A 26,505-nucleotide genomic window follows, 5' to 3' on the forward strand; every position below is an offset into this window, starting at 1 on the left:
GCCTCATTCCCCCGAGCCGAGCTCAGCGAGGATCGCGGTGACGAAGCGTCCGCTGGTGTGCGGAATCTCGCGGTGGACGGCGGGATCGTGTGTCCGTGCTCGGCCAGGAGAAGCCGCGCTTCCTGAACGGCTCTGGACATGGGGCTTCGGTGACGCCGAAGAGTGCGGCGAGGAGGTCGTGGGTGCCGATCTTGCGCTGATGGAGGACGGTGGCGAGGGTCCGGCCGGGTGCGGCAAGTGTGTCGTTGGCGCAGGCCTGGAAGTAGGCGCGGGCGATGTCGATGTTCGCGCTGGTCGTGTCGTGTGCTCCTTGGGGTCGTTGGGCGGGGGTGGGTGGCTATCGGGCGAAGTCGAGGCGGTCGGCGAGGCCTGCCTCGGTGAACGCGGCCTCGATCTCGGTCCGGCCTTCCTTGAAGTGGGCCCAGCTGTCGAAGTGGGCGGGGACGACCCGCCGCGCGCCGAGGATCTTCGCGGCCTCGGCGCCCTGGGCACTGTCGAGGGTGAGCAGGGCGTTGTCGAAGGCGAAGGCCATGCGGGTGCCGCCGAGGAAGAGGACCGCGGTGTCGACGGGAGCGAACCTCCCGGCGATCTCCTTGACGTGCTCCAGGGCCGCGTTGTCGCCGCTGACGTAGACCGAGGGCAGGTCGTCGGAGGTGACCATGAAGCCGACGACGTCACCGGTGACCGGCTCGCAACCGACCGGGCCGTGCCGGGCGGGTACGCCCGTGACGGTCACAGTGCCGCCGTCGGGCCGCCAGAGCTGAACGGTCTCCCAGAGGGCCAGCCCGTGGGCGTTGCCTCCGAGGCGGCCGGCCCCGCTGACAGTGGTGAAAACGACCGGCGCCCCGGGCAGGAAGGCACGTCCGGCGTTGTCCAGGTTGTCGTCGTGCGTGTCGTGGGAGAGCAGAACGGCGTCGACGGGGCCGAGGTCGGCGGCGGTGACGGCCGACGGGTCGGTCTTGACGAGCCTGTGGTCGCCAGGGAGAGGCAAGGGGTACTCGCCGGGCGGGTCGAAGGTGGGGTCGGTGACGAATCTGAGCCCGCCGTACTCGATCAGGGTGGTGGGGCCGCCGTACACACGGACGTCGACCTTCTCGCTGGTGGCGCTGGGCATTCGGGGACCTTCCGGTTGCTGGAGCTCGGGTCTTGGCGGACTCTCGCGGTGCGGCGGACCGGCCGAAGGCCCGTCCGCCGACGGACCACGCGCGCCGGGCGGCAATTCGGGCAGCCGGTGAAGAAGTGGGCAACCACCTGTACGTCAAGAAGAACGCGAGCGAGCTCCCCCGCAAGAAGCCGGCGAAGATGCCCGAGGACAAGCGTCGGGGCACGATGCCGCTCAGCTCGGTCACCGACCCACCCCTACCAGGGGCACGAGACGCGCTACCGGCGCACCCACGGAATCCTGCGGGACCTCGACGCGGTCGACTGCCAGGGCACGGTCCGGATCCTGACCAAGTCGCCCGTCGCCACCCGCGGCATCGACCCTCTCACCAGCCTGTCCTGGGCCGAGGTCGGCATGACCGTAACCACCACCGGCGACAGGGCCGGCCGCTGACCGGCGGAGAAGCTGTCGGGGTCGGGGTCGTCGCGGTACGTCGATCGCCCGGGCATCGCCGTCACCAGGCCAAGGTGGCACCGGAGGCAATCTGCGCGGAACCGGCGGTGAAAGGACCGTCATTCAGCGCGAACCCAGATCGCTGAGGCGAGCGGCGCCAACGAGGATCTCCACCTGGAACCGTGCCCCTCCTACACCTCGGACGCCGCCAGCAACTCCAGTGCCCGTCGCTTCAGTTCGTCGCTCGCCTCCGCCGCGTTGCCCGAGTCGAAGGGCGGCTGAGGGTCGTACTCGAGGGCGAGCTGGATCGCCCTCGCCGTGTCCTCCCTCGCGATCAGGGACGCGAGGTACAGGGACATGTCCACGCCCGCCGACACCCCGCCGGAGGTGATGATCTTGCCGGAGCGTACGTAGCGCTGCGGCACATAGGTCACGCCGAACCTCTTCTCGAGTTGTTCGGCAGCGGCCCAGTGGACGGCGGCCTTGCGGCCCTTCAGCAGGCCTGCGGCGGCGAGGAGGAGGCCGCCACTGCACACGGAGGTGGTCCAGACGGTGTGCCGGTGGGCCTCGCGGATGAAGTCCAGGAGGGTCTGGTTCTCCAACGCCTCGGCCATACCGCGGTTGCCCCCGCCCGACACGAGCAGTACGTCGAGGCGGCCGGCCTCGGCGAGGGAACGCTCGGCCACCAGGGCCACGTCACCGGTGTCCGTACGGACAGGACCGCGCTGCTCGGCGATCATCGTCACGGTCGCATCCGGCATCCGGGAGAGAACCTCGGCCGGGCCGGTGGGGTCCAGCATGCTGTAGCCGTTGAACAGCAGGATGCCGATGGACGGTCCCGACCGGCCCTTCGCGCCGGCCGGCGCGGTCCCGGCCGGGGCCGCCTGTGCCGCTCCGGTCGGGGCCGCTGTCGTGGCGGCGAGGGCGGCGGCGGCCACCGTGCCGCGGAGAACGTTTCTGCGTGTCGTCGGAGACGTCGGATGTGTCGGATGCGTCATGGCACGAGAGTCTCGTGCCTCGGTGCGACGCGTGGGGGTGGCATGTCCGGCATCCTGCGAAGCACGTCCCCCGTGAACCCGTAGCGGTCCAGAAACGCCTGTCGCAGAGTCTCCGCCGATCCGAAACCGCAGCGGCGGGCGATCGCCGCCATCGGCAGTCCGCTGTTCCTCGCCAGGTGCGCCGCCGCCTCGGTGCGCGCCACGCGCACGGCCCGGGCCGGAGTGGTCCCGAGGTGTGTGCCGAAGAGCCGGGCCAGGTGCCGGGCGCTGACCCCCGCCCGGCCCGCCAGCGCCGGCGGTGAGAGGTCCTCGGCCAGATGGCCGGCGACGTAGCCCATCAGGTCCCGCACCAGCCGGTCCTCCGGCGGCGGAGCGGACAGGTACAGGGAGATCTGTGCCTGGTCGGCTGGACGGTGCACATGGGTGACGAGTTCTCGGGCGACGGTTCGGGCCAGGGTCGGTCCGTGGTCGTCCTCGATCAGTTCCAGCGTCAGGTCGAGGGCGCTGGTGATGCCGGCGGAGGTGTAGACATTGCCGTCGCGTATGCGGATCGGGTCCACGTCGACGGCCACCGAGGGATGCCGCTCGGCCAGCCGTTCCCCCCACCGCCAGTGAGTCGTAACTCTGCGGTCGTCCAACAGCCCGGCGGCGGCCAGCACATAGGCGCCGGTGCAGACCGAGGCCACGCGCCGACTCTGACCGGCCAGCCGCCGCACGTGGGCCAGCAACTTCTCGTCCGCCGCCGCGTCCTCACAGCCGAGGCCGCCCACGACCAGCAGCGTGTCCAGGCGTCCCCCGACCGTCTCCAAGTCCTGTCCCCCGCCCACCTGGATCCCGGCCGAACTCCGGGCGGCCCGACCGCCGAGGGTGCCCAGCTCGATGGAGTACGGCGGGCTCGCACCGAACCAGTTGGCGATGTCCAACGCACTGCTGGGGGCGGCGATGTCGAGAATCTGGGCGTTGTCATAGGCGACGATGAGTACGCGTCGGCTGGTGTCCATGTCTGATGGCAGCACATCGGGAGGCGTGGTGTCGCACCGGGCGCACTTGGGAAGCGGCCACGGAGGCCGCCCGAACGGCCCGCCCGGCCGGTGGATGAGGGCGCGGGTGACAAGGTGCCGCCTGACGTACGTCCGCAACGGGCACTACGACGGCACGATCTTCCACCGGGTGATCCCGTCGCGTCTTCGGCCGTGACGTCGTGCGCGAGGCGGACGAGGGTCGCGCCCCCGAGGCGGCCTGACGCGGACCATCGCGCGGCCTCGCACCGAAGCCCCGGGGAAGGCGTGACGCACGCCATACACGTGTGCGGAACTCCACCTGCTCCGGGCCCGACTCCTGTAAGCGGTACGGCCACGGGGATCCCACGTGACCCCGTGCCCGGGCCAACTGACAGATGTGAGGAGCCCCGATGATGGAAGAGCCCCAGCAGTCCTCCCCCGACAAGGTCTCCGCGCTGCGGAGACTGGCGCCGCAGCCCGCCCTCTGCGGGTTCCTTCTCCTGCTCGCCCTGGTCTTCACCGGGTCGTACGCCGTCGGAGCCGCCGTCGACCCGGTCGCGCCCGATATGCGGCGCTCCGGAACGAGCGGCGACGGCGGGGGCATGGACATGGGCGACATGGACAAGGACGGGAGTGGCGGCTGATGACCACGGAACCAGCCACCTCTGTGGTGACCACCGACCTGACCGTCGGCGGGATGACCTGTGCGGCCTGCGTGCGGCGGGTGGAGAAGAAGCTCGCGAAACTGGAGGGCGTGACCGCGACGGTCAATCTGGCCACCGGGGGCGCCAGGGTGAGCCATCCGCCGCACGTCAGCCCCGACGAACTCATGGCGACGGTCGAGCAGGCCGGGTACACGGCCGCGCTGCCCGAGCCGCCGAAGCAGCAGCGCGAGGAGGGCCAGGGCGGCGAGTCCGACGGCACCCGGGAGGAGCTCGAACGGCTGGTGCTCACGGCGCTGCTCGCGGTGCCGGTGGTCGCGCTGTCCATGGTGCCCGACCTGCAGTTCCGCGCCTGGCAGTGGCTGTGTTTCGTACTGGCGACGCCGGTCGCGGTGTTGAGCGCGTGGCCGTTTCACGTGCGGGCGCTGCGCGGGCTGCGGCACTCGGCGGCGACCATGGACACCCTGGTCTCGCTGGGCGTGGCGGCGTCCTTCGCCTGGTCGGTGTACGCGCTCCTCTTCGGTGGTGCGGGCGAGCTGGGCATGACGATGCCGTTCAGCCTGCTGCCCGAAGCCTCGGACGGCACGGCGCACGTCTACCTCGAAGTGGCCGTCGTCGTACCGCTGTTCGTGCTCACCGGGCGGTTCCTGGAAGCTCGGGCCAGAAACGGCACCGGGGCGGCCCTGCGGTCACTGGCCCAACTCGCCGCGAAGGACGTGGCGGTACGCGAGGACGGGGCCGAGCGGCTGATCCCTGTCGAGGAGTTGCGGGTCGCGCAGGTCTTCGTCGTCCGTCCCGGTGAGCGCGTCGCCACCGACGGCGTGGTGGCGGAGGGCAGTTCCGCCGTGGACCTGTCCCTGGTCACCGGGGAGAGCGAGCCGGTCGAGGTCGGACCGGGTGCGGCCGTGGTCGGCGGAGCGGTCAACGTCGGCGGACTGCTGCTCGTCCGGGCTACCGCGGTCGGTGCGGACACACAGCTTGCCCGCATCACCCGGTTGGTGACCGAGGCTCAGGCGGGCAAGGCGCGGGCGCAGCGGCTGGCGGACGCGGTGGCCGGGGTGTTCGTGCCGGTGGTGCTGGCACTCGCTGTGACCGTGCTCGGGTTCTGGCTGGGCGCCGGGGCCGACCCGCAGGCCGCCATCACCGTGTGCGTGGCCGTCCTGGTGGTGGCGTGCCCGTGTGCTCTGGGGCTGGCCACACCGACCGCGCTGATGGCCGCCACCGGGCGCGGCGCGCAGCTCGGTGTCCTGGTCCGGGGCCCGCAGGCCCTGGAGGGGTTGCAGCACATCGACACGGTCGTGCTCGACAAGACCGGCACCCTGACATCCGGCCACATGACCGTCGCCCGGGTCACGGCCGTGCCGGACGGGCTCGGGCACGAGGCGGTGCTGCGGCTGGCCGGTGCGGTGGAGCAGGGCTCGGAACACCCACTGGGCCGGGCGATCGTGGCGTACGCCATGGAGGCGCCCCGGCGCGACCGTGTCCGAGCGTCGGGTGAAGCCCTGACCGGAGGGCCGGGCACGCTGCCGGAGGTGAGCGGCTTCGCCGCGACCGCGGGGCGCGGCGTGCGCGGCCGGGTCGAGGGGCGGCTGGTCGAAGTTCTCGCGCCGGACGAGGAGTTGCCCGCCGCCCTCACCGAAGCACTGCGCGCGGCCGAGTCCGGCGTCAACACCCCTGTACTGGTCCGCGTCGACGGGGCCGCCGAGGCGCTGATCGAGGTCGGAGACGTCGTACGCCCCGGCAGTTACCAGGCCGTGGACCGGCTGCGGCGCCTCGGTGTGCGCCCGGTGCTCGCCACCGGCGACCGGGAGGCACCGGCGCAGGCGGTCGCCACCGCGCTCGGCATCGAGGAGGTGCACTCCCGCTGCACTCCCGAGGACAAGGCAGGCCTCGTACGGGAGTTGAGGGAGCAGGGCTACCGGGTCGCGGTTGTCGGCGACGGCGTCAACGACGCCGCCGCGCTGGCCGGAGCCGACCTCGGCATCGCCATGGGAGGTGGCACGGACGTGGCGATCGGGGCCGCCGACGTGACACTCGTACGCGGTGACATCGAGGCCCTGGGCGACGCGGTCCGGCTCGCCCGACGCACCCTGGGCACGATCCGCGTCAACCTCCTGTGGGCGTTCGGCTACAACGTGGTGACCGTGCCGCTCGCCATGGTCGGACTGCTCAACCCGATGCTCGCCGCGGCGGCGATGTCGGTGAGCTCCCTGCTGGTGGTCGGCAACAGTCTGCGCCTGCGGGCATGGCAGCCGTCGCGGGTCCGGGGCGGTACCCGATGACCGGACAGCGCCTGTGGCGTCCGACCCGCCGCCGAGTCACCGACAGCCTGATCGCCGGGCTCGCGCCCGTCGCCGCGTGCGGCGTCGCCCTCGGCGGCCTCACCACCTGGGTCGCCCAGGACAACGCGGGCAGCCCCGCACGGATCGCGGTCACCGACGGGCGCGTCTTCCTCCCGTTCAGCAGCACCCGGGAGACCTCCGCGTTCTTCCGCGTCACCAACTCCGGCGGCGCGGACGACCGGCTGTTGAAGGTCACGTCCTCCGCCACCGGCGGCGACGCCACGCTCAGCCGCCACCGCATGGCCGGCGCACGGGCGGCGTACGGGCAGACGGTGGACTCCGCCGCCGTCCCGGCCGGCGAAAGCCTCGCCATGTCTCCGTTCGGCACTGATGTGACCGTGAGGGCGAAGGAGACGTGGCGCGAGGGCGACCTCGTGCCGTTCACGCTGCACTTCGCACGCAGCGGTCGGATCAGGGCCCTTGCGGTGGTGGTCCGCCCGGGGATGGGCGGGGCGTGACCGGCGGCCTGCCCCGTGGACTCGCCGCGGATACCAGCAGTGTTCGGGGTGTTGTGCGTGCTGCCCGCACGGATCGTGACCGCGCAGGCGATGAGGCACGCTGCGACCCGCGCGGCGAGCAGTGCCGGGCCGCGGTTGCCGCCGCGGCCCGGGACGCGGTGGGTCGCGGCTGTGATGTCGGCGCAGCCCAGGTCCTGGCTGATCGCGGTGAGCAGCCCGTCGGCAACCTTCTCGGCGAGCATGCAGGCCGTGCACGCGGTGACGGTGTCCTCGCAGAGAGAACGAAGGGGCGGTGCCCTTCCGATGCGGTGGGTCCGGTGGGAAGCCGCGCGACTGAGTGGACAGCGGGTCCGGGACAGACCCCGCGTCCTCAAATGTCGGCCGAAGTGTCAGCCGAGTTCCGGCCCGTTGGCGTGTTCTGCGTCACCGGTCCGGGATCGAGTGGAGGGCGAGGGCCTCTTCCGTACCCCTCCACTACGACGGGACCCCGGATGCGAGGATGAGGGCCGTCATGACTGCCGGGTGGTGTGCGCGCGCGATACGGGCCGCGGTGTTCGCGGCCGTCTGCGTACTGCTCGCCGCCCTCGGGCACGTCCTGATGTCCGACACCACCGTCCCGTGGTGGGCACTGGCGGCCGGGCTTGCCGTCACGGGTGGCGCGGCCTGGAGCCTCGCGGACCGTGAGCGCGGGCTTCCGCTGGTCGTGACCCTGGTCGTGGTCACCCAGGGCGTGCTCCACTCGGTCTTCGAACTCGCGCAGTCGACGGCCACGAGCGCAGTCGGACCGGACACGACGTCGCCCGGCTCGAAGAGCCCGGGACACGCCATGGAGTCCATGGGACACGTCATGAGCGCCATGTCCGCGGACTCCATGGACATGGGTCACACGGCCACGGAACACGCGGCGCACATGGGCTCCATGGGCCACGACATGGGCGGCATGTCGCCGTTCGCCATGCTGGCCGCCCACACACTCGCCGCGCTGCTGTGCGGCCTGTGGCTGGCCCATGGGGAGCGTGCCGCGTTCCGTGTCCTGCGGGCCGTCGCCGGCTGGCTGGCCGCACCCCTGCGGCTGCTGTTCGCTGTTGTCATGCCGCCACGCCGACTGCGCGTCCGGCTGCGCTGCGCCCGCTCGGAGCGGGTGCCGCGGCGCCTTCTTCTCGTTCACTCCATCACTCCTCGGGGGCCTCCGGCCGGGACCGCTGTCATCTGAGACAGCCGGTTCCCCGGGGCCGTGGACGAGTGCCATGTCATCGACACCCGCGCCTCGGGCATCGGCCGTACGCATCGTGCGGCCGTCCCCCCTTCATTCCCGGACCCGTCCGCAAGCGGTCACGCGGCTGTCGTGCCCTCACACGGTCGCGCGTGCCTCCGTGCCGCCGTGCCGCCGTGCCGCCGTTTCGGATGCTGGATGCCGGATGACCCGAGAAGGACATCAGGTGATCACTCCTGTTCTGCCTGCCTCACGCGACAAACGCAGAGAGGTGGACAAAGACGGTGCGGTGGCGTCGTTCGACAAGTCGACGACCGCTTGGGCGCTCGCCGCCCGCGCCGGCGACCCGGCCGCCGTCGACCGTTTCGTACGGGCCCTGCACCCCGACGTCGTCCGCTATGTCGCGCGGCTGTCCTCCGACCCGCAGGCCGCCGATGACCTGGCCCAGGACACGTTCCTGCGGGCGCTCGGCAGCCTGCACCGGTTCGAGGGGCGTTCCTCCGCGCGGGTGTGGCTGCTGTCCATCGCACGCCGCGCGGTGATCGACAGCTACCGGTACGCCGCCGCCCGGCCACGCCTGTGCGTCACGGACGACTGGAGAGCGATGGTCGAACGCGCCCAGCCGAGCGGCCTGCCCGGCTTCGACGACGGCATCGCCCTGCTCGACCTGCTGGACGGGCTGCCCGACCAGCGCCGTGAAGCGTTCATTCTCACCCAGTTGATGGGGCTGCCCTACGCGGAGGCGGCCGAGGCCAGTGGCTGCCCCGTCGGAACGGTCCGCTCGCGCGTGGCCCGTGCCAGGGCGACGCTCATCGAACTGCTGGCCGACGCCGAGGCGACGGCCGAGGCGACCCCGCCGGCCGCGTGATCGAAGGGCGCCGGCGCCGTCCGTTCGAAGCGGGTCGGTGCCCTTCCTCCCGCCGAACAGCTCCGAGCACCCCATGGATGACAGTCCCGTGCAGGATGACGCGCGTAAGAGCGAGGTCGCAGTGAACAGTCCGGACCATACGAGCGGCCAGCAGCCCCACCTGGTGCTCATCCTGCTCTTCGACGGGGTCCAGAGCCTCAGCTTCTCAGGGCCCGCCGATGTCTTCGCCGCGGCCGGCGACATGACCTCGGAGACCTGCCGGTACGAGGTGAGGACAGCCTCCCTGGACGGTGGTCCCGTCCACGCGTCCGGCGGACTCACCGTCCAACCGGACCACGGCACGAAGGACGTGGGCAAAGCCGGCACGCTGATCGTGCCGGGCACGGACGGCATCCCAGACCTCGATCGGGCGATGGTCGCCGCGGTGGGTTCCTTGGCCCGGCGGGCCCAGCGCGTGGCTTCGGTGGGCACCGGCGCCTTCCTCCTGGCCGATGCCGGACTTCTCGACGGCCGCAGGGCGGCCACGCACTGGGAGTTCGCGGACGAACTCGCCCGTCGTTTCCCGGCTGTCGAGGCCGACGTACGGGACACGGTGGTACGGGACGGTCGCATCACGACCTCCGGGGGCGCAGCCTCCGGCCTCGAGCTGGCGATCGCTCTAGTGGAGGACGACCTGGGCCGCGAGACCGCCCAGCAGGTCGCCCGGTTTCTCGTCACGTACCACCGCGGGCCGGGCGGTCAGCTCCAGTTCGTCGAACCGCTCGACCCCGACGCGCGCAGCCCGGTACTGCGCGCGGTGCAGCGGCGGATCCTCGACGACCCGGCCGACGACCTGTCGATCCGCTCCCTGTCCCACCGGGCAGGCTTCTCCGAGCGCCACTTCACCCGCCTGTTCCGCGCCCAGGTCGGCATGTCGGCGCGCGAGTACGTCGAACGGGCCCGGGTGGCAGCCGCCTCCCGCCTCCTCACTGAGACGCCCCGCAGCCCAGAGTCCATCGCTCGCGAGACAGGGTTCGGGACACAGGCCACGATGCTCAGGTCGTTCCACCGGGTCCTGCGTATCTCGCCCCTCGACTACCGGGAACGCTTCTCGTGACACGGATGTACAGCCCATCCCGGCATGTGGGCGTCGGCGCAGCCGGGGCATCCCGCGCCGGTGGCCACGGGTACCCGGACCCCGGCCTCTCCGCTGTACCAAAACCACGGGTTGAAAAGCACTTCCTGGCCCGGCTTCAGCTCGGCCGAACGCATCAAGGAGAAGGTCAGGTCACCTCCTTCGCCGGCACATCCGACTGCTCCCTACGCCTTCTCGCGCCGCACCGGGGGTGAAACGCCAAAAGCTACCGCCATCCACTCGCCGAACGTCCGGCCGCCCGGAGCGTGTTCAGGGTGGCAGCGATTCTTTCCATGCCCCGCCCGGGGATCACGGAACCGATTGCAGAAGCCGACGGCTTCAATAGGCTCGACCACCTTGCTCGTCCCGCCGACCGTGATCCCGAACTCCTCCGCCATGTCCTGGACGACGAGCGCCGCAGCCCCGCAGCTCGTACGCGAAGTGCTGGACCGGGCCCGTCCCGGGATTCAGGGGCTTCTCGGGGTGCCGAGGAACTCCCCCACCGCCGCCGCGCCGCGGTGGCTGCCGGAGAAACGATGGGCACCCGGCTGATGCCAGACCATGTCATCGGCGACCACCCCCGCGCCCGCGTTCAGCCGAGTACTGCCTGTTGAGGCCATACACTCACCACCGGTAATCAGTCACCCCGACGTAAACCAATGAGGGGATGTGCCGCATGCCACAGCTTCCGTCCTTCAGTGTCATGACGGCGACCTGCCCGTCCCGCACCTCACTTGCTCGCATCGCCAACAAGTGGACGGCCATGGTGGTCATCGCCCTCAGTGCCGACCGCATGCGGTTCCGCGACCTGCGGGCCACCGTCGACGGAATCAGCGCCAAGGTCCTCACCGAGACCCTCCGAGACCTGGAACGGGACGGGCTCGTCACCCGCCACATGTACGCCGAGGTACCACCCAGGGTCGAATACGAACTGACCTCCCTGGGGCGCACCCTGCACGCCCCGCTTCACGCACTGGGCCTCTGGGCCGAGGAACACATGACCGAAGTGTTCGCGGCCCGCGACAGCTTCGACGCCCGCCAGTGACCGTGACCGGTTCCCAAAGGTGAGCTGTCGGGACCGTGGTGCGGGTTCACCTGTGCTGCGAGAGCCCCAACCCCTGCCGCTCGCCACCGTGCGGAGCATCGTGGTCGTCGCCGGTCATCGGCGACGGCAAGGCATGCACGACGATGAAGCACAACGAGCGGGCAGGTCGACTCCCTCCGGCGTCGGCGGGCGTCCTGCCGGCACGCCTGAAGCGATCGTGGTCACGGACTCGATCGGGTGACCTACTGGAGCGCCGGCACGCCGAGGCTGTGGGGGTACGCGCCCGAGGAGGTCATCGGCAGACCGCCGCCCGATCTGGTCACCGTCGGCGGAACCGTGGCGAGGCATCGGGACGGCAGGACTCCTGCGGCGCGGGGTGTCGGTCGCTACTGGGCACCGGAGAACGCCCGCATGGTGGTCGTTTACCGTTTACGCCCCCAGCCCCCAGGGGCTGGAAAGCCGCGTCCACCACGCCTACACCCGACAGGACTCGTCCGCGGAGCACTCCGGCTGATCCCTGATCCTTGATCCCTGTCTCCTCCCCTGTCCCTTGTCGCCTGTCGCCCTTGAAAGCATTTATTCGCCGAGTCGACGAGCCTGTACATTTGTTCGGTCGGGGGGTGCCGCAGAGGGCCTCGCAGTGGCTCCGCTCCCTTGGAGAAGCAGTCTCATGGACGAGGCCGTGCGCCGGCGCCGACAGGCACTGTTCCTGGTCTTCCTGCTCGCCGGCATCTCGATGTCGTCGTGGGTGACACGCACACCCGCGATCAGGGACCAGCTGGATGTCTCCACCGCGCAGATGGGGCTGGTGCTGTTCGGGCTCTCGCTCGGCTCGATGCTGGGGATCAGTTCTTCGGGGCGGCTGGTGTCCAGGTACGGGACGCGTCCCGTGATCGTCTGGGGGACATGGCTGCTGCTGGCCGGGATGGTCACGATCTGCTGGGGCAGCTTCGCCGCGTCGGTACCGCTGGTGACCGTGGGCCTGGGCGCCTTCGGCGCCGGCATGGGCGTCGGTGACGTGGCGGTGAACGTCGACGGCGCGGACGTCGAGCGGATCAGCGGGGTGACCACCCTGCCCGCGTTGCACGGCTTCTTCAGCCTGGGAACGGTGTGCGGAGCCGGTGCGGGGATGGCTGCGACGGCGGCCGGGGTCCCGGTGTACTGGCATCTCGCGGCGGCCGTCGCGGCGTCCGTCGGCCTTCTGCTCCACGCGGTGCGCGCCATACCGGCGGGCACCGGCCGCACCGGCCCCGCCAAGCACCGGGAAGACGACGGCGGGGTGCGGCACCCGGCGGTGTGGAAGGACGGCAGGCTCCTCCTCATCGGCGCGATCGTGCTGGCCATGGCGTTGGCCGAGGGCTCGGCCAACGACTGGCTGCCCCTGCTCATGGTCGACGGACACGGAATGGGCGCCACAGCGGGCTCCCTCGTCTACACCGGATTCGCCGCCGCGATGACGGTGGGCCGCTTCACCGGCACGTTCTTCCTGGATCGCTATGGCCGTATCACCGTCGTGCGCGTCAGTGCCGCCTCCGGCGCACTCGGCCTGCTCCTCGTCGTCGTGTCGGACAGCCCCGTCGTGGCCGGCGCCGCCGTGCTGTTCTGGGGCCTCGGCGCATCACTCGGTTTCCCTCTGGCACTCTCCGCCGCCGGGGAGTCCGGCCCCGACGAGACGGCTCGGGTCAGCCTGGTCGCCGTCATCGGCTACGTCGCCTTCCTCGTCGGTCCGCCGGGGCTGGGTTTCCTCGGCGAGCACATCGGTCTGCGCCCCGCCATGCTCGTCGTCCTCGCCTGCGTCGCCTGTGCGGCCTTCCTGGCCCCCGCGGTCGACACCTCCCGCCGGGGCGCGGGCACAGCGTCCGCGCCCCATGCCGATACCGAGCCCACCCGTCCCGGCCGGCCGGGGCGCCCGGTGCCGTAAGGAGCGACCCGCCCCCGGAGGGACCACGTCCGTCGGGCCATACGGACACGACGGCACCGGCGCGACAGCGGTCACGGCGGCGGCCTCCCCGTCGACGAAGAGAACTCGGTCGCCTCCACGCCGACCGCTTGGCTTCTGCTGACGGGCATCGACCTCGCGGCTCTCGCCCGCCTGCGCTCCGCCCGGCCCGCGATCACGAGAAGTCACCTGGCTGCAGGCCAATCAAACACGCGAGGGCATATCCGCTCCCCGCGCGAGCGGACGGGACGTGCCCGGTCCGATCCTCGATGTCGACGCCACACTGATACACCTGCCCCTCCGAGAAGGAGCAGGCCGGGGCCACCCACAAACGCGGCTTCGGCTACCACCGCTCCTGTGCGTTCTGGGACAACACCGGCGAGGCGCTGGCCGGCCCGCCGCGGCCAGGCAACGTCGGCGCAAACACCGCCGCTGACCACATCGCGGTCCTGGACCAGGCCTTGGTCGCCCGAGGGAGACGGGGTCTCACCTCGCGGTCTCGGAGGATGCTCAGTCGAGACAGAACTCGTTGCCCTCGATGTCCTGCATCACGATGCACGAATCGTTGCCGTCATACAGGAGGCGCACGCGTACCGCGCCGAGCGGTAGCAGCCGTGCGCACTCGGCTTCGAGCGCGGCCAGTCGCTCTTCACCCACGAGCCCGGTACCGACCCGTACGCAAAGGTGCACCCGATTCTTGACGACCTTGTCCTCGGGAACGCGTTGAAAGAACAGTCGCGGTCCCACACCTGAGGGATCACCGCATGCGAACGATGAACCCTGATCCTCAGGAGACCGGGAGCGGTCGAAATCGTCCCATGTGGCGAACCCCGCCGGTGGCGGCGGTACGACGTACCCCAACACCTCACACCAAAAGCGAGCGAGGCGCTCAGGTTCCGCGCAGTCAAAGGTGACTTGGAACTGCTTGATCGATGACATCGGCGCACCATAGCAGGGGCTCTACTGCTCATTTCCTGTTGCGAATGCGCCTGTTGTGAATCCGCCTGTTGTCGGGAGGACGGCCCTGCGAGCCGATGCTGTGTCATGCGGTCGCAGGGAGTGAACCGATGTGGGGTGGGTGCCAGTACCGGCATCCCTGATGCGGTGGACCCTGCCGGTGAAGGAGCGGTGGTTCTGCCCGTGGTGCTACGCATGCACGACGGCTGCCACGCCTGCCAGGAGGCCTCAGCCGGTGATCGACCGACGTCAGCCATGGGAGATGCGAGGTCAGAAGCGCATCAATCCCACTCCTCCCCGGGATTCGGACCAACCCCCTTTCCAGGGCAAGTGACGCGCTGATGTGAGCCGTCTCCAGCAGCTCGGTGCGCATCCGAGCCTGAGGAAGCATCGTGCATGTCGTCCCCAGGCAACATCGAGGTGAGTGCCGTGCAGTCACGCGAGGCGGGCCTGCCGAACGCGAGAACAGGTCCAGGATGCGCGGCCCCAGGTGCGGCGCGAGCCGGTCGGGAGGGCTGCCACCCAGCGCCACGGCACGCTGACGGCTGGACCGGTCTGTCACTTATCCGACCGTGCCCGAGGTATGTACTGGCGAGGCACATTGCGGGGAGCCGTAAGTGATCGGGCGGCGACTCGAACACGAGCGTCCGTGCGGATCCTCCGGCGTCTCCGCGTCGACCACAGGGCCCCCAGGGCCCACGGTGTCAGGGGCGTCGTTCGGCTACGCCCGGGGTGAGGGCCGGCTGGATCTCCGCCTGCTGGAGTTCGGCGAGCAGCTCACTCTGGCCGGCGAGCAATTCGGTCAGGATCCGGCGGGCCGCGCGTAGCAGCTCGGCCACGTCCCCACCGGCGAGCGCGTAACTGACCGTGGAGCCCTCCCGGATGGAGACCACGATCCCCGACCGGCGCAGTACGCCCAGCTGTTGGGAGAGGCTGGACGGTTCGATCTCGATCTCGCTGAGCAGGTCGCGCACGGCGAGTGGGCCGCCTTGCAGCAGTTCCAGGACTCGGATACGTACCGGGTGCCCGAGCATGCGGAAGAACTCGGCCTTGGCCTGGTAGAGGGGGACCTGCATGAGAATCACTCACTCCCTGGCGCGTGACGGGCTCTTTCTGGGCACGGCGGCCCTGTACGTGCCACCGCAGGCGGTAGTGCGGACCAATACTCGTGGATTCGGCCTCGCACACCCATGGGATTGACCTGATCTGGATATGTCCAGTTGCAGAATTCTTCAACTCATGGGCGTGCGAAGCCGCGAATCGTGGCGTTTTCTACACGTCGAGTCCACCCTCGATGCGCTTGAGTTGGTGACGGGCCATGGCCAGGTTCGATTTTGCCCGGTCGAGCACGAGATAGAGGAACAGCCCGTTGCCGCCGCGGCCCTTGAGCGGCTGAATGATGTGGTATTGACTGCCGAGCGTGATCAGCACGTCCTCGATCGCACCCTTGAGTCCGAGGTGTTCCATGGTGCGGGTCTTGGCGCGAATCACGTCCGTGTTGCCCGCGGCCGCAACAGTCAGGTCGAGGTCCTTGCCGCCCCCCAACGTGCCGAGGGCCATACCGCTGGTGTAGTCGACCAGCGCCGTCCCTAACGCGCCCTCGATCGACGTCATGATCTCCTTCAGGGAAATCTCCACATTGCTCATCACAGCATCTCCTTCGGGGCCATTGCGCGGCTCGGGCATCGCCCTCTCCGCCGGTGCGAGGACCCTACGAAGTACCCATGGTCGACACCCCTGTTGTTCCGGTACTGAACGGGGGAGCCTCGAAATGCCGCACTCCTGCATCACTTGTGATCGCTCATGCTCAGAAAATAGCCATTGGTGCCACAGGAGGGCGCCCCAAGACCACACGCCACCGGTCCGCAGCCACACGGACGGGCGGGTGGCTCGTCAGCTGCTCCGCCCGAAATCATTCTTTCCCGACGGTCACCGCAGCAGGGTTGTCAGGGGCATGCCTGCACTCCTACAGTCCCAGGCAGAACAGAGAATGGGAGCGCTCCCAAACGGGGGAAGCGGGGAGCGCCTGCGACACCTCCACCTCCCGGCCGTACCTCCGAAAGAGGTCCCCCCATGCGACCGTTACCGCATCTTCCGCGCACCGTGCACGGCGTGTTGGGCGCGTTCGTCACCACGCTCGCCACCGTCGCGGCACTCTTCGTCGCCACGCCGCCCGCCCAGGCCGACACGACTGTCTGCGAACAGTTCGGCTCGGCCGTCGTCCAAGGGCGCTACGTCGTCCAGAACAACCGCTGGGGCACCGGTGAGCCCCAGTGCGTCACCACCACCGACACCGGCTTCCGGGTCACCCGGGCCGACGGCTCCGTCCCGACCAACGGGGCGCCGAAGTCCTACCCCTCCGCCTTCAACGGCTGCCACTACACCAACTGCTCCCCGGGGACCAACCTTCCCGCGCAGCTCGCGGGCATCTCCAGCGCGCCGAGCAGCATCTCGTACGGCTATGTCGGCGATGCCGTGTACAACGCCTCGTACGACATCTGGCTGGACCCGACGCCCCGTACCGACGGCGTGAACCGGACCGAGATCATGATCTGGTTCAACAAGGTGGGCCCGATCCAGCCCATAGGCTCCCAGGTCGGCACGGCCACCGTGGGCGGACGCAGCTGGCAGGTGTGGTCGGGCAACAACGGCTCCAACGATGTGCTGTCCTTCGTCGCCCCATCGGCGATCGGCAGTTGGAGCTTCGACGTGATGGATTTCGTCCGGCAGGCCGTAGCCCGCGGACTGGCACAGAACAGCTGGTACCTGACCAGCGTTCAGGCCGGCTTCGAACCCTGGCAGAACGGCACGGGGCTCGCCGTGAACTCGTTCTCGTCGACCGTCAACACGGGTGGCGGACCAGGTGGGCCGGGCGGCGCCACGGCCTGCGAGGTGTCGTACACCACGAACGTGTGGCAGGGCGGCTTCACCGCGAACGTCACCGTCGCCAACACCGGTTCGGCACCCGTCGACGGCTGGCGCCTCGCCTTCTCCCTGCCCTCCGGTCAGAACCTCACCAGCACCTGGAACGCCTCCGTCTCGCCGTCCTCGGGATCGGTCACGGCGAGCGGTCTGACGCACAACGGAAGCATCTCTCCCGGCGGCAGCCAGGCCTTCGGGTTCCAGGGCACCTACAGCGGCGTCTTCGCCGCGCCGGGCGGGTTCAGCCTCAACGGAACCGCCTGCGCCACGACGTGAGGTGAACCCCGACGCACCATGTGCTCCTGGCCGCGTGCGCCGCCCCGGCACGTGCGAAACCGGACGTGTTGTCGCAGAAAACGCGCACCGGCCAGGAGCGCCGCCGCACCGCCGACCGATCCTTTCGAATCGTCGCCCTGACACTGCGGCACGCCGAGAAGGCGACGCCTGATCGGGCGGCCGGCGCTGACGCGCCGCCTCGTCGATGCCGGACATCATCAAGCAGAACATCGGCAACGGCTACTGGGGCGACATGTGAGTGATCTGCGACAGCGCCAACTGCCATCTGTTCTCCTCCGACGACAACGGGCACCTGTACCGGTCCCAGACGACCGTCGGACAGTTCCCGAACGGCTTCACCAACACCGTCATCGCGGCCCAGGACTCCAAATACGCCCTCTTCGAAGCGAGCAACGTGTACAGGGTGCAGGGCGCCAACCAGTATCTGCTCCTCGTCGAGGCCATCGGATCGGACGGCCGACGCTACTTCCGCTCCTGGACCGCCAGCAGCCTCGCCGGTTCGTGGACAATAGGTGCGGATGAGCGCGGTGACCGCCCCCGGGTGGAGGAAGGGCTCGTCGCGCACAGCGGCCTGGCAGGTGGCGACCCGGTCACGGCCGGCAACCGACTTCAGCACATATCCGCTGGCGCCCGCCTTCAGCGCCTGGAAGAAGTACTGCTCGTTGTCGTGCATGGTCAGCATCAGCACGCGTAGGTCCGGCTTCAGCGCGCTCAGTTCACGGGCGGCCCGCAGGCCGGTCATCCGGGGTATGGCGATGTCCAGTACGGCCAGATCGCCAGTCGCCTTCCGCACCGAAGCCCACGCCGCGGCCGAGATCGTGCGGCCGCACACCGTTCTCACCGTTCCCACCGCACGAGCCGTGGCCGTCGCAGCCGACGCCGACCTGGCCTGGGCCCGGCCCCTGCTCGTCATCGACATCGGGGCCCACGTCAGCAATGTGGTCCTTCTCGACGACGGCGCGTGACCGACGCCCACCGCACCACCCTGGGCACCAGCGATGCGGACAACCTCACCCCGGCCACGCGCATCACCGACGCCATCGCCGCCATGGTGACCGCCACGCAGTTCCGGCAGGTCGGCGGGTCGGTCAGCGCAGGCCGCTACCGACACGGAATCCGAGGTACCTGTGTAGGCTCCTCGCCATGACCGCTCCGCACCCCTACCGGCGCTACGTGGCGATCGGCGACAGCATGACGGAGGGCCTCGGCGACCCCGACGCGGCGGGCGGACACCGGGGCTGGGCCGATCGACTGGCCGAGGTCCTGGCGGGGCAGCAGCCGAGCCTCGCGTACGCCAACCTCGCCGTACGCGGCAGGACGGCCGCCCGGATCAGGGCCGAACAACTGGGGCCGGCACTGGAGTTGAAGCCGGACCTCGTGACCGTCATGGCCGGCATGAACGACCTGGTGCGGTCCGGCTTCGACTCCGCGTCGGTCGTCGCCGACATCGAGGAGATGTTCGCCCGGCTCACCGCGTCGGGCGCCCAGGTCGCCACCGTGACCTTCCCGGACCTGGGGAAGGTCTCGCCGCTCGCGCGCCGGGTGCTCCCCCGCGTCCTCGACCTCAACACCCGCCTGCGTGCTACCGCTGAGCGGTACGGCGTCGTCGTACTGGACGTCTTCGCGCACCCGGTCACCACCGATCCGCGGCTCTGGGCCGATGACCGGCTGCACGCGAGCCCACTGGGTCACGCGCGGATCGCTTCCGGCATGGCCCACACGCTCGGTCTGCCGGACCACGACGACTGGGCCGAGCCACTGCCTCCCCTGCCTCCCGTCCCCGCCCTGCGGGCCGTCGGCGTCGAGGTGCGCTGGGCCGTGGACTTTCTCGCGCCGTGGTTGTGGCGGCGACTGCGCGGGCGTTCGTCGGGCGACGGCTGCTCGGCGAAGAGACCGGAACCGGGGCCGGTGAAGCTCCAGGACGCGACCTGAACCCGGAGCTTCTCCTGTCCGGAGATCCACGGCCGGAGCCGCACCGGTCCTACTTCACGGACCGCCATGACCCCCTGCACGAAGTGCCGCTGGACGCGAAGAACGCGACCACCGCGGACAGTTGGACGTGCACGTCGCGACGAACCCCGCCGAGGCACTGTCGCCGCTGCACGGTGTCGTCGCGGCCTGCTGGGCATTCTCGCGCTCATCGGCTCGTGGAGCTGCTGACCGTCATCGGCGGCACCGGGGCCGACATCGCAGGGCCCCTCCCCCATGGCGCTGTCCGCCCTCGCGGCGGCAGCGGTACTGGGCGCCCTGCCCCTCGCTGCTCTCCCCGCAGCCCGCGCATCCCGTCATCGCCTCGCGGACACACTGAGCGCGGTGACGTAACGCCTCGCGCGGTCGAACTCGACCATCACACCGGTTCGGAACAACCCCCGGGAACAGTTCGTAACAGTCCGTCTGATGAATACATCTCAGACGTGGAAAGCCCTTCTCCAGAAACAGGTCCTGATCCCGTCAAGCACATCGAGAGATGAGAGGGTGGGTCGAAAACCTCTGCAGAAGGACGAAAATGCCCCCCACAAACCGCATTCTTGTCATCGTCACCAGCGTCGGCGAGTATCGGACCGTCGGATATCGCACGGGCCTTTGGCTGGGCGAACTGACCCACTTCTACGACGTCGCCGAAGCGGCAGGCTTCGAGCTCACCATCGCGAGCGTCGACGGCGGTCCCGTGCCGATCGACCCGGAAAGTCTCGCTCACAACGTCCTCGGCGACCTCGGCACCGACAAGCGGTACGCCGACCGCGAGTTCATGGACAAGCTGCGGCACACCATCGGTGTGGCGCAGGTCGAGGTCGATGACTATGACGCCATTTACCTCACCGGAGGCCACGGCGTGATGTTCGACTTCCACCAGAGCGAGGCACTGGAGACCCTTGTCGCGCGGTTCTACGAGACCGGGCGGATCGTCTCGGCGGTCTGTCACGGACCATGTGGCCTGCTCGAAGTCACACTGAGCAACGGCGACCCTCTGGTGAAGGGCAAGAATGTCACCGGATTCTCCTGGCGCGAGGAGGAACTCGCCCAGCGGGCGGAGGCTGTCCCGTACAGCCTTGAGGACCGGCTCAAGGAACTCGGAGCGACCTACAGCACCGCCGAGCAGCCCTTCGCCACCCACGTTGTCGAGGACACCCGGCTGATCACCGGGCAGAACCCGGGCAGCGCCAAGGCGGTCGCGGAAGCAGTCGTCCGCCGGCTCGGCTGAGTGTGTGCGAGGCGGGGGCCCGACCGCTGCCGGTCGGCCCTCGCCTCGCCCGGTCACTCCTGACCGACCTCCTCGGTGGGCAGGCCATGCCCGGAACAGTGAAATGTTCACCAACTCAGAACATTACTCACCAGTCAATCTTGAACCGTCAAACAACGTGGATATCATCACTCGCACACATGGTGTGATCATTCGGTCGTCGATCGCTGACGCACGATGCGCTCCTGCGTTGCCACCCCGGGCCCGAAGCCCCCCTTCCGGGCCCGAGGCAGCGTCACCCTCAAGTCCTCCACGCCCGGCGGCCCATGGCGTCCGTCCGTCGTGCCCTCACAAAGGCATTGCATCGATGAGCAACAACAGGGGCAGAGGGCTGCAGGCCAATGTCCTCGGCACGTTCGACACGGTGGTCATGGCGGTGGCAGGCAGCGCGCCCGCCTATTCGATCGCGGCGACCACGGCCGTCCTCGTCGGTGCGGTGGGCCTCGCGAGCCCCGCGGCTCTGCTGTACTGCGCGATACCCATGCTGGGCATCGCCCTGGCCTTCAGCTACCTCGGCCGCATCGATGTCAACGCGGGCGCCAGCTACTCCTGGGTGGGCCGCACGCTCCACCCCTTCCTGGGGTTCCTCAGCGGCTGGGCCCTGGTGATCTCCGCGACCATCTTCATGGTGGCCGGCTCACTGCCCGCGGGCGCGATGACACTGTCCCTCTTCGACGCGGACCTGGCCGACAACACCGCGCTGGCCACGGCGGTCGGCGCCTTCTGGTTCCTGGTCATGCTGTTCGTCGTCCTCGGCGGCGCCCGCCTCACCGTTCGCGCGCAGCTCATCATGTCGGGCGTGGAGCTCGTCATCCTGGCCCTGTTCGCCGTGCTCGCGCTGCTGCACGGCGACAGCGCCCGGTCCTTCGAATGGTCCTGGCTGGGCTTCAGTGAGTTCGACGGGGTGAGCGGCTTCGCATCCGGCGCGCTGATCGCCGCCTTCTACTACTGGGGCTGGGACGTCACGAGCAACCTCAGCGAGGAGACCCGCGACAGCCGCCGCACCACCGGCCTCGCCGGCCTGATCGGTGTCGGGATCGTCTTCCTGCTGTTCGAGGTCTTCACCATCGCGGTCAACGTCATCCTCACCGACACCCAGATCCAGGAGAACGACGCCAACGTCCTGGCGGTGCTCGGCGAGGAGGTCTGGCCCGGCCTGGGCGGCAAGCTGCTCATCGTCGCCGTGATGCTGTCCACCATCGCCACGCTGGAGACGACCCTCATCCAGGTCACCCGCTCCCTGTTCGCGATGGGCCGTGACCGCACGATGCCCGAGGCCCTCGGCCGCGTCCACCGCACCTGGAACACCCCCTACGTGGCCATCACCGTGGTGGGCGGAGTGGCACTGGTGATGTTCGTGGCCTCCAACGCCCTCGGCTCGGTCGGCGAGATCCTCGCGGACGCCATCTCCGCGATCGGTCTGCAGATCGCCGTCTACTACGGTCTCGCCGGGCTCGCGGTGGTCGTCGCCTACCGCAGGATGCTGCTGAAGTCCGTGTCGAACTTCGTCTTCGGCGGGCTGTGGCCACTGTTCGGCGCCCTGTTCATGTTCTGGGTGCTCATCGAGTCGCTGGGAGAGCTGAGCAGCGCGTCCGTGGCGATCGGACTCGGCGGCCTCGCGGTCGGCGTGATTCCGATGCTCTGGTACTGGCGCAAGGGCAGCGAGTACTACCGCCCCGCCCCGCTCGACGCCGCCGAGGTCGTCGAGACCGATGCCACCGCAGGCGACGCCGCGGCCGCCGCGGCGGCGGCCGGACACGCCCATGCCCATCAGGGTCTCCCGACCGACTTCTGAGAGGGACCCGATGGCGCGAGAACGATTCACTCCCGACTTCGACTCCGACTGCGGTGACGCGGCCCTCACCTCGGCCCGGCAGGACATCGTCATCGGCCGCTGGCAGGGCCTCCGGGACCTGCTGGGCAGGACCGGCCCGGCATGGGTCGCCCGCGGCCACCGGGTCCGGGTGCTCGCGCAGGCGTGCGCGGGCAGTTCGACCGTGGAGTCCTGGCTCGCCGCCGAGCCCCGCAGCGCCGACGCACTGGCGCTGCGGGCCGCCACCGAGACGGCACGGGCCTTCAACCTGGCCATCACCGCGGGCCGGGGCGTACCCATCGATCCGCGGCGCATCGACCACGCGGCGGTGGCCTGCTTCGAGGCCGCCGAGGCCTACCCCGACGACCCGACGCCCTGGATCTCCCTGATCTCCGTGGCCCGGCTCTACAGTGGCGGGGTGCGCCGGCAGGAACTGGTCCGCTGGTGGGACGAGTTGTACGACCGCGACCCGTTCAGCGTCGAGGGTCACCTCCAGGTGCTGCACTACTACTCGTCGCGCTGGCACGGCTCGCACGGCCTGATGTACGACTTCGCCCGGGACGCGGCCGGTGTGGCCCCGGCCGGGTCCCCGCTGCCGGTGCTGGTGCAGTACGCCCGGGTCGAGGAGTACCGCACCCTCCAGGAGGAGAGCCGGGTGCGGCCGGCCGGTCTCGGCATGGGACAGCACTGGAGCCACGACGGCGCCGCCAGCGACGTACGGCGCACCTGGCAGCGCTGGATCACCGGACGTGCGGACGGCCCCCCTCCCCCCGGAGAGATACGCGACCTCAACTACCTGACGCACGCGGCCTGTTCGGCCGGGCTGACGGATATCGCCGGATCACTGTTCAACATCATCGGGCAGCACGCCACGCGCACCCCGTGGTCCTACACCGGCGACCCGGTGCGCCAGTTCACGAAGTGGCGCAAGGAGTCCCTGCCACGCGGCTGAGGCCTCTGCCACTGGGCGGGGCGGTCGCGGTGGCGGGTCTGCTGGATCAGCACGGTGGTGGCCCGCTCCAAGGGTGCGCACAGTGCGGCGTGTTCGGTGGGTGTGAAGGCATCCGTGAGTGCGTGCTCGTACACGTGGACATCACCGCCGAATGCGAACCGGCGGATCTGGCCGGTGCCGTACAACGACTCGCCGACGGTTCCGCCCACGGCGAGAGCCTTCTCCGGGTGTCCCGACAGCGACGCGCGCGGGACGGCAGGGTGTAGGCGCACAGGACGGGCAGGTCGTCCGCGAGGCCGCGTCACCGCCTCGACCGCGCTCGCCACGGCCCCACCGCCGTTGACCCACAGCCCCGAGCGGAGAACGCGCGCCTCCCCGGAGCAGTGAAATGACGGCGGGTCACGGCCCCGGCCCTGGGTCCGGCCGCACTGCCTCGGTGATTCCGGCCCGCGCCGCTTCGAGCTGAGCGGCGAACGCGATACCCAGGAACAGCGCGACGCCGGTCAGGTTCGCCCACAACAGGAGGGCGACGAACGCCGTAAGCGGTCCGTACACGGCGCCGAACGATCCGCTCCTGGCAACGTAGAGCGCCAGCAGCCACGTGGCCGTGACCCACAGGACCAGGTGGACCGCCGAGCCGAACGCGAGCCATGTGTAGCCCGGTTGGTCCCTGCGCGGGGCCCAGCGGAAGATCACCGCCGACGCGACCCAGGCGAGTACCACGCCCAGCGGCACTTCGAGAGGCTTCCACCAGTCGAGCAGCTCCCGGGGCCGGCCGAGGGCCTCCACCACCGCGTTCCCGATGGCGTCCCCCGCGACGAGCACAAGGAACCCCAGCACCATCGGCATGCCCGCCGCGAGGGCGAGGAGCAGGGACCGCCCGTACTTGGGCAGGAACGGCCGGTCGCGTTCGATGCCGTAGATGCGATTGGCGCCTCGCTCCACCTGCCCCAACGCCGAGGCGAGGTTGAGTACGGCGAAGGCCAGTCCCACCCACATGGCGACGGCGTTCCACACCCCGGAACCAGCGCTGCGCGCGGTGGCGTCCAGAGCGTCCTCGACCAGACTCGCACTCGCGCCCGGCACGATCTGGCCCAGGGTGAGTTCGATGATCCGCCCCACGCTCTCCGTGTGCACGGTGGTGGCCACGCCGACCAGTGCGATGGTGAACGGCACCAGGCCCAGGACCACTTGGAACGCGAGAGATCGGGAGTTGGTGAAGCCGTCGGCGTAGCGGAACCGGGCGAACGCGTCGAGGAGCAGTCGGCGGCCTCCGTAGTGCCTCAGCGCGGTGAGCGCCTCGTCTCCCGACAGCTCGTCCCCGATCATGTCCCGCGTCTGCGGGACGTGTACAACGGTCCCCATCGAGAACGTCTCCTCCTGTCGTTCGTACGGCCAGACGAGGAACGCGATCTTGCCGCCGGGAGAACCGTACAGCCGAACGACTGCGGCGGTCGGCCGTCAGGTGGGGTCGGGGTGACTGCCGGGCCCGCTGGTGCGGTGGGACAGAGGAGTGGGGGAAAGCGTGGTGTCCTCCTCGCCGGGCTCCAGGAGGGTGTTGGCGGCGCCGACGATGAGTGGGTCGGGGGTACCGACCGCCTCGGGATCCTTGCTGATGTAGTCGATGCGCGACAACAGACTGCGCATGGTCTCCAGCCGGGCGCGACGTTTGTCGTTGCTCTTGACGACGGTCCAAGGGGCGCGTTCGGTGTCGGTGGCACGGAACATGTCGACCTTGGCCTCCGTGTATTCGTCCCACCGGTCCAGCGAGGCCAGGTCGGTGGGGGAGAGTTTCCACTGCCGCACCGGGTCGACCTGCCGGATGGCGAAACGGGTGCGCTGCTCGGCGCGGGACACGGAGAACCAGAACTTGACCAGCAGGATGCCGTCGTCGACGAGCATCCGCTCGAAGGCCGGGCACTGATCGAGGAACAGCTCGTACTGCTCCTTCGAGCAGTAGCCCATCACCCGCTCCACACCGGCCCGGTTGTACCAGGAACGGTCGAAGAAGACGATCTCTCCCGCCGTCGGCAGGTGTGCGATGTACCGCTGGAAGTACCACTGCCCCGTCTCGCGCTCGGTGGGCCTGTCCAGGGCCACCACGCGTGCGCCTCGGGGGTTGAGCCGCTCGGTGAGGCGTTGGATCGTGCCGCCCTTGCCCGCCGCGTCGCGCCCTTCACATACGACGATCACACGTGCGCCGGTGTCCCTGACCCACCGCTGGAGCTTGAGCAGCTCGATCTGCAGGACGCGCTTGCGCCGCTCGTACTCCGTACGGCCGACCTTGCGGTCGTACGGATGGTTCTCGCGCCAGGTCCTGAGGGGGCGGCCGGTCCCGTCCAGCAGGACAGGCCGCTCCTGTCGGCTGGTGTCCACGGTCAGCCCGTCCAGCAGCCTGTCGGCCTCTTCAGCGTTCATCGCAACACTCCCGCGTGAGCCCGTGTACTCAGTATTGGTGTGCGCGCCCCTCGACTGCCAGGACAGGAACCGACGCCAACCGTGAGTGCCCCGTCACGTTCCCTCCATGTGACCGGCGACCTCAGCGGCTTCCGCCGGCCGGTCGCAGACGGCGGCCCGCCGGAGCGAAAGTCCCGCATCAAGCGGGCTCCGGGCCCGGTGGCTCGGCGGAACACTCTTCGACGAGATCCGGCAGCAGTCCGCGCAGCGCTTCGCGCTGGGCGGGACCCATGAACTGACCGAGCGCGTCGGTCACCGTCGCGGCGAGCGGGTCGGAGGCCTCCTTCAGCAGGCGCCTCGCCTTGTCGGTGAGGGCGACCTGGATGCCACGCCTGTCACCGCACACCGACTCACGGGTGATGAGGTCGGAGTGGTTGAGGCAGGCGATCTGGTAGGTGAGCCGGGTCTTGGGGCGACCCAGGAGTTCCGCGATCCGGGTCATGCGCAGTCCCTCCTCGGGCTGCGCGGCCAGCAGGCACAGAATCAGGAACTCGTCGTGGGAGACGCCGAGCCGCTCTTTCACGACCGCGCGCAGCCGTTGCTCCACCGCACCCGTCGCGGCCAGCAGAAGCATCCAGGCGTGCAGCTCGGCGGGCAGCAGGCCGTCTCTCTGCTCGGACGGACATTCGGGCAGGCGAGCAGGGTGCGCGTCGAGGTCGGCCATGGACCAA

The 26,505-nt window shown here is 69.8% G+C and carries 26 protein-coding genes and 3 pseudogenes; 18 read left to right on the top strand and 11 right to left on the bottom strand.

Going from position 1 to position 26,505, the window contains the following annotated elements:
* Positions 1-337: 337 nt before the first annotated feature.
* The 3 genes from OG622_RS04625 to OG622_RS04635 form a co-directional block, all read right to left on the bottom strand.
* Positions 338-1,114 (bottom strand): MBL fold metallo-hydrolase, encoded by a 777-nt coding sequence (locus tag OG622_RS04625; RefSeq protein ID WP_371573530.1) that lies wholly within the window; start codon positions 1,112-1,114, stop codon positions 338-340.
* A gap of 632 nt (positions 1,115-1,746) precedes the next feature.
* Entirely contained in the window at positions 1,747-2,553 is an 807-nt protein-coding gene (locus OG622_RS04630; protein ID WP_371573532.1) for a DJ-1/PfpI family protein, read from the bottom strand.
* The gene (locus OG622_RS04635) at positions 2,550-3,554 is read right to left on the bottom strand and encodes a GlxA family transcriptional regulator (protein ID WP_371573534.1); all 1,005 of its coding nucleotides are present in this window, start codon (positions 3,552-3,554) and stop codon (positions 2,550-2,552) included. The genes OG622_RS04630 and OG622_RS04635 overlap by 4 nt, the downstream gene beginning before the upstream one ends.
* Before the next feature lie 410 nt (positions 3,555-3,964).
* Here OG622_RS04635 and OG622_RS04640 point away from each other — a divergent pair, with 410 nt between their 5' ends.
* The 9 genes from OG622_RS04640 to OG622_RS04680 all read left to right on the top strand — a co-directional run bounded on the left by OG622_RS04640 (position 3,965) and on the right by OG622_RS04680 (position 13,177).
* Positions 3,965-4,198 (top strand): hypothetical protein, encoded by a 234-nt coding sequence (locus OG622_RS04640; protein WP_371573536.1) that lies wholly within the window; start codon positions 3,965-3,967, stop codon positions 4,196-4,198.
* On the top strand, positions 4,198-6,498 hold the full coding sequence (locus tag OG622_RS04645; protein WP_371573538.1) for a heavy metal translocating P-type ATPase: 2,301 nt from the start codon (positions 4,198-4,200) through the stop codon (positions 6,496-6,498). The genes OG622_RS04640 and OG622_RS04645 overlap by 1 nt, the downstream gene beginning before the upstream one ends.
* Entirely contained in the window at positions 6,495-7,016 is a 522-nt protein-coding gene (locus tag OG622_RS04650) for a copper chaperone PCu(A)C (RefSeq protein WP_371573540.1), read from the top strand. The genes OG622_RS04645 and OG622_RS04650 overlap by 4 nt, the downstream gene beginning before the upstream one ends.
* A gap of 511 nt (positions 7,017-7,527) precedes the next feature.
* Positions 7,528-8,229 (top strand): hypothetical protein, encoded by a 702-nt coding sequence (locus OG622_RS04655; protein WP_371573541.1) that lies wholly within the window; start codon positions 7,528-7,530, stop codon positions 8,227-8,229.
* 226 nt (positions 8,230-8,455) lie between these two features.
* Positions 8,456-9,097 carry a sigma-70 family RNA polymerase sigma factor gene (locus tag OG622_RS04660; protein ID WP_371573542.1) on the top strand — a complete coding sequence of 214 codons (642 nt, stop codon included), beginning with the start codon at positions 8,456-8,458 and terminating at the stop codon, positions 9,095-9,097.
* An 88-nt stretch (positions 9,098-9,185) separates the two neighbouring features.
* Positions 9,186-10,193: a GlxA family transcriptional regulator gene (locus OG622_RS04665; RefSeq protein ID WP_371573543.1), complete on the top strand. Its 1,008-nt coding sequence runs from the start codon at positions 9,186-9,188 to the stop codon at positions 10,191-10,193.
* A gap of 375 nt (positions 10,194-10,568) precedes the next feature.
* Positions 10,569-10,763: a hypothetical protein gene (locus tag OG622_RS04670; protein WP_371573545.1), complete on the top strand. Its 195-nt coding sequence runs from the start codon at positions 10,569-10,571 to the stop codon at positions 10,761-10,763.
* 124 nt (positions 10,764-10,887) lie between these two features.
* Positions 10,888-11,256: a winged helix-turn-helix transcriptional regulator gene (locus OG622_RS04675; RefSeq protein WP_371573547.1), complete on the top strand. Its 369-nt coding sequence runs from the start codon at positions 10,888-10,890 to the stop codon at positions 11,254-11,256.
* 670 nt (positions 11,257-11,926) lie between these two features.
* Entirely contained in the window at positions 11,927-13,177 is a 1,251-nt protein-coding gene (locus OG622_RS04680) for an MFS transporter (protein ID WP_371573550.1), read from the top strand.
* Between the two features lie 528 nt (positions 13,178-13,705).
* On the opposite strand, the gene OG622_RS04685 is transcribed toward OG622_RS04680, so the two are convergent.
* From OG622_RS04685 to OG622_RS04695, 3 genes are all read right to left on the bottom strand, one after another.
* On the bottom strand, positions 13,706-14,134 hold the full coding sequence (locus tag OG622_RS04685) for a VOC family protein (protein WP_371573552.1): 429 nt from the start codon (positions 14,132-14,134) through the stop codon (positions 13,706-13,708).
* A gap of 722 nt (positions 14,135-14,856) precedes the next feature.
* Positions 14,857-15,228, bottom strand: coding sequence for an ArsR/SmtB family transcription factor (locus OG622_RS04690; RefSeq protein ID WP_371573555.1), 372 nt, complete (start codon positions 15,226-15,228; stop codon positions 14,857-14,859).
* Between the two features lie 196 nt (positions 15,229-15,424).
* Positions 15,425-15,799: a hypothetical protein gene (locus OG622_RS04695; protein WP_371573558.1), complete on the bottom strand. Its 375-nt coding sequence runs from the start codon at positions 15,797-15,799 to the stop codon at positions 15,425-15,427.
* Between the two features lie 426 nt (positions 15,800-16,225).
* Here OG622_RS04695 and OG622_RS04700 point away from each other — a divergent pair, with 426 nt between their 5' ends.
* Both OG622_RS04700 and OG622_RS04705 read left to right on the top strand, forming a co-directional pair.
* Positions 16,226-17,350 (top strand): cellulose binding domain-containing protein, encoded by a 1,125-nt coding sequence (locus OG622_RS04700; RefSeq protein WP_371573560.1) that lies wholly within the window; start codon positions 16,226-16,228, stop codon positions 17,348-17,350.
* A 199-nt stretch (positions 17,351-17,549) separates the two neighbouring features.
* Positions 17,550-17,879: pseudogene (locus OG622_RS04705) on the top strand (non-reducing end alpha-L-arabinofuranosidase family hydrolase); the annotation flags it as partial.
* On the opposite strand, the pseudogene OG622_RS04710 reads toward OG622_RS04705, so the two are convergent.
* Positions 17,871-18,152, bottom strand: a pseudogene (locus tag OG622_RS04710) (response regulator transcription factor); the annotation flags it as partial. The pseudogenes OG622_RS04705 and OG622_RS04710 sit on opposite strands and share 9 nt — an antisense overlap.
* On the opposite strand from OG622_RS04710, the gene OG622_RS04715 reads away from it, so the two are divergent.
* The 7 genes and pseudogenes from OG622_RS04715 (at position 18,127) to OG622_RS04745 (ending at position 23,377) form a co-directional block, all read left to right on the top strand.
* The gene (locus OG622_RS04715; protein ID WP_371584468.1) at positions 18,127-18,336 is read left to right on the top strand and encodes a hypothetical protein; all 210 of its coding nucleotides are present in this window, start codon (positions 18,127-18,129) and stop codon (positions 18,334-18,336) included. The pseudogene OG622_RS04710 and the gene OG622_RS04715 sit on opposite strands and share 26 nt — an antisense overlap.
* A complete protein-coding gene (locus OG622_RS04720) occupies positions 18,333-18,518 on the top strand; it encodes a hypothetical protein (protein WP_371573562.1) in 186 nt (61 codons plus the stop codon). The genes OG622_RS04715 and OG622_RS04720 overlap by 4 nt, the downstream gene beginning before the upstream one ends.
* On the top strand, positions 18,515-19,303 hold the full coding sequence (locus OG622_RS04725; protein WP_371573564.1) for an SGNH/GDSL hydrolase family protein: 789 nt from the start codon (positions 18,515-18,517) through the stop codon (positions 19,301-19,303). The genes OG622_RS04720 and OG622_RS04725 overlap by 4 nt, the downstream gene beginning before the upstream one ends.
* Positions 19,304-19,415: 112 nt before the next feature.
* Positions 19,416-19,693 (top strand): annotated as a pseudogene (locus tag OG622_RS04730) (hypothetical protein); the annotation flags it as partial.
* Between the two features lie 184 nt (positions 19,694-19,877).
* Complete coding sequence (locus tag OG622_RS04735) at positions 19,878-20,573, top strand: type 1 glutamine amidotransferase domain-containing protein (RefSeq protein ID WP_371573566.1); 696 nt, start codon at positions 19,878-19,880, stop codon at positions 20,571-20,573.
* A 346-nt stretch (positions 20,574-20,919) separates the two neighbouring features.
* Positions 20,920-22,407 carry an APC family permease gene (locus OG622_RS04740; RefSeq protein ID WP_371573568.1) on the top strand — a complete coding sequence of 496 codons (1,488 nt, stop codon included), beginning with the start codon at positions 20,920-20,922 and terminating at the stop codon, positions 22,405-22,407.
* A gap of 10 nt (positions 22,408-22,417) precedes the next feature.
* A complete protein-coding gene (locus OG622_RS04745; protein WP_371573570.1) occupies positions 22,418-23,377 on the top strand; it encodes a hypothetical protein in 960 nt (319 codons plus the stop codon).
* On the opposite strand, the gene OG622_RS04750 is transcribed toward OG622_RS04745, so the two are convergent.
* From OG622_RS04750 to OG622_RS04765, 4 genes are all read right to left on the bottom strand, one after another.
* A complete protein-coding gene (locus OG622_RS04750) occupies positions 23,314-23,586 on the bottom strand; it encodes a hypothetical protein (protein ID WP_371573572.1) in 273 nt (90 codons plus the stop codon). The genes OG622_RS04745 and OG622_RS04750 overlap by 64 nt on opposite strands.
* A 190-nt stretch (positions 23,587-23,776) precedes the next feature.
* A complete protein-coding gene (locus tag OG622_RS04755; RefSeq protein ID WP_371573573.1) occupies positions 23,777-24,742 on the bottom strand; it encodes a YihY/virulence factor BrkB family protein in 966 nt (321 codons plus the stop codon).
* 96 nt (positions 24,743-24,838) lie between these two features.
* Positions 24,839-25,795 (bottom strand): polyphosphate kinase 2, encoded by a 957-nt coding sequence (gene ppk2 / locus OG622_RS04760; RefSeq protein ID WP_371573574.1) that lies wholly within the window; start codon positions 25,793-25,795, stop codon positions 24,839-24,841.
* A gap of 178 nt (positions 25,796-25,973) precedes the next feature.
* Entirely contained in the window at positions 25,974-26,498 is a 525-nt protein-coding gene (locus OG622_RS04765; RefSeq protein WP_371573575.1) for a MarR family winged helix-turn-helix transcriptional regulator, read from the bottom strand.
* Positions 26,499-26,505: the final 7 nt, after the last annotated feature.

The organism is Streptomyces sp. NBC_01314 (genome assembly GCF_041435215.1).
In the GTDB taxonomy this organism is placed as follows: Bacteria; Actinomycetota; Actinomycetes; order Streptomycetales; family Streptomycetaceae; genus Streptomyces.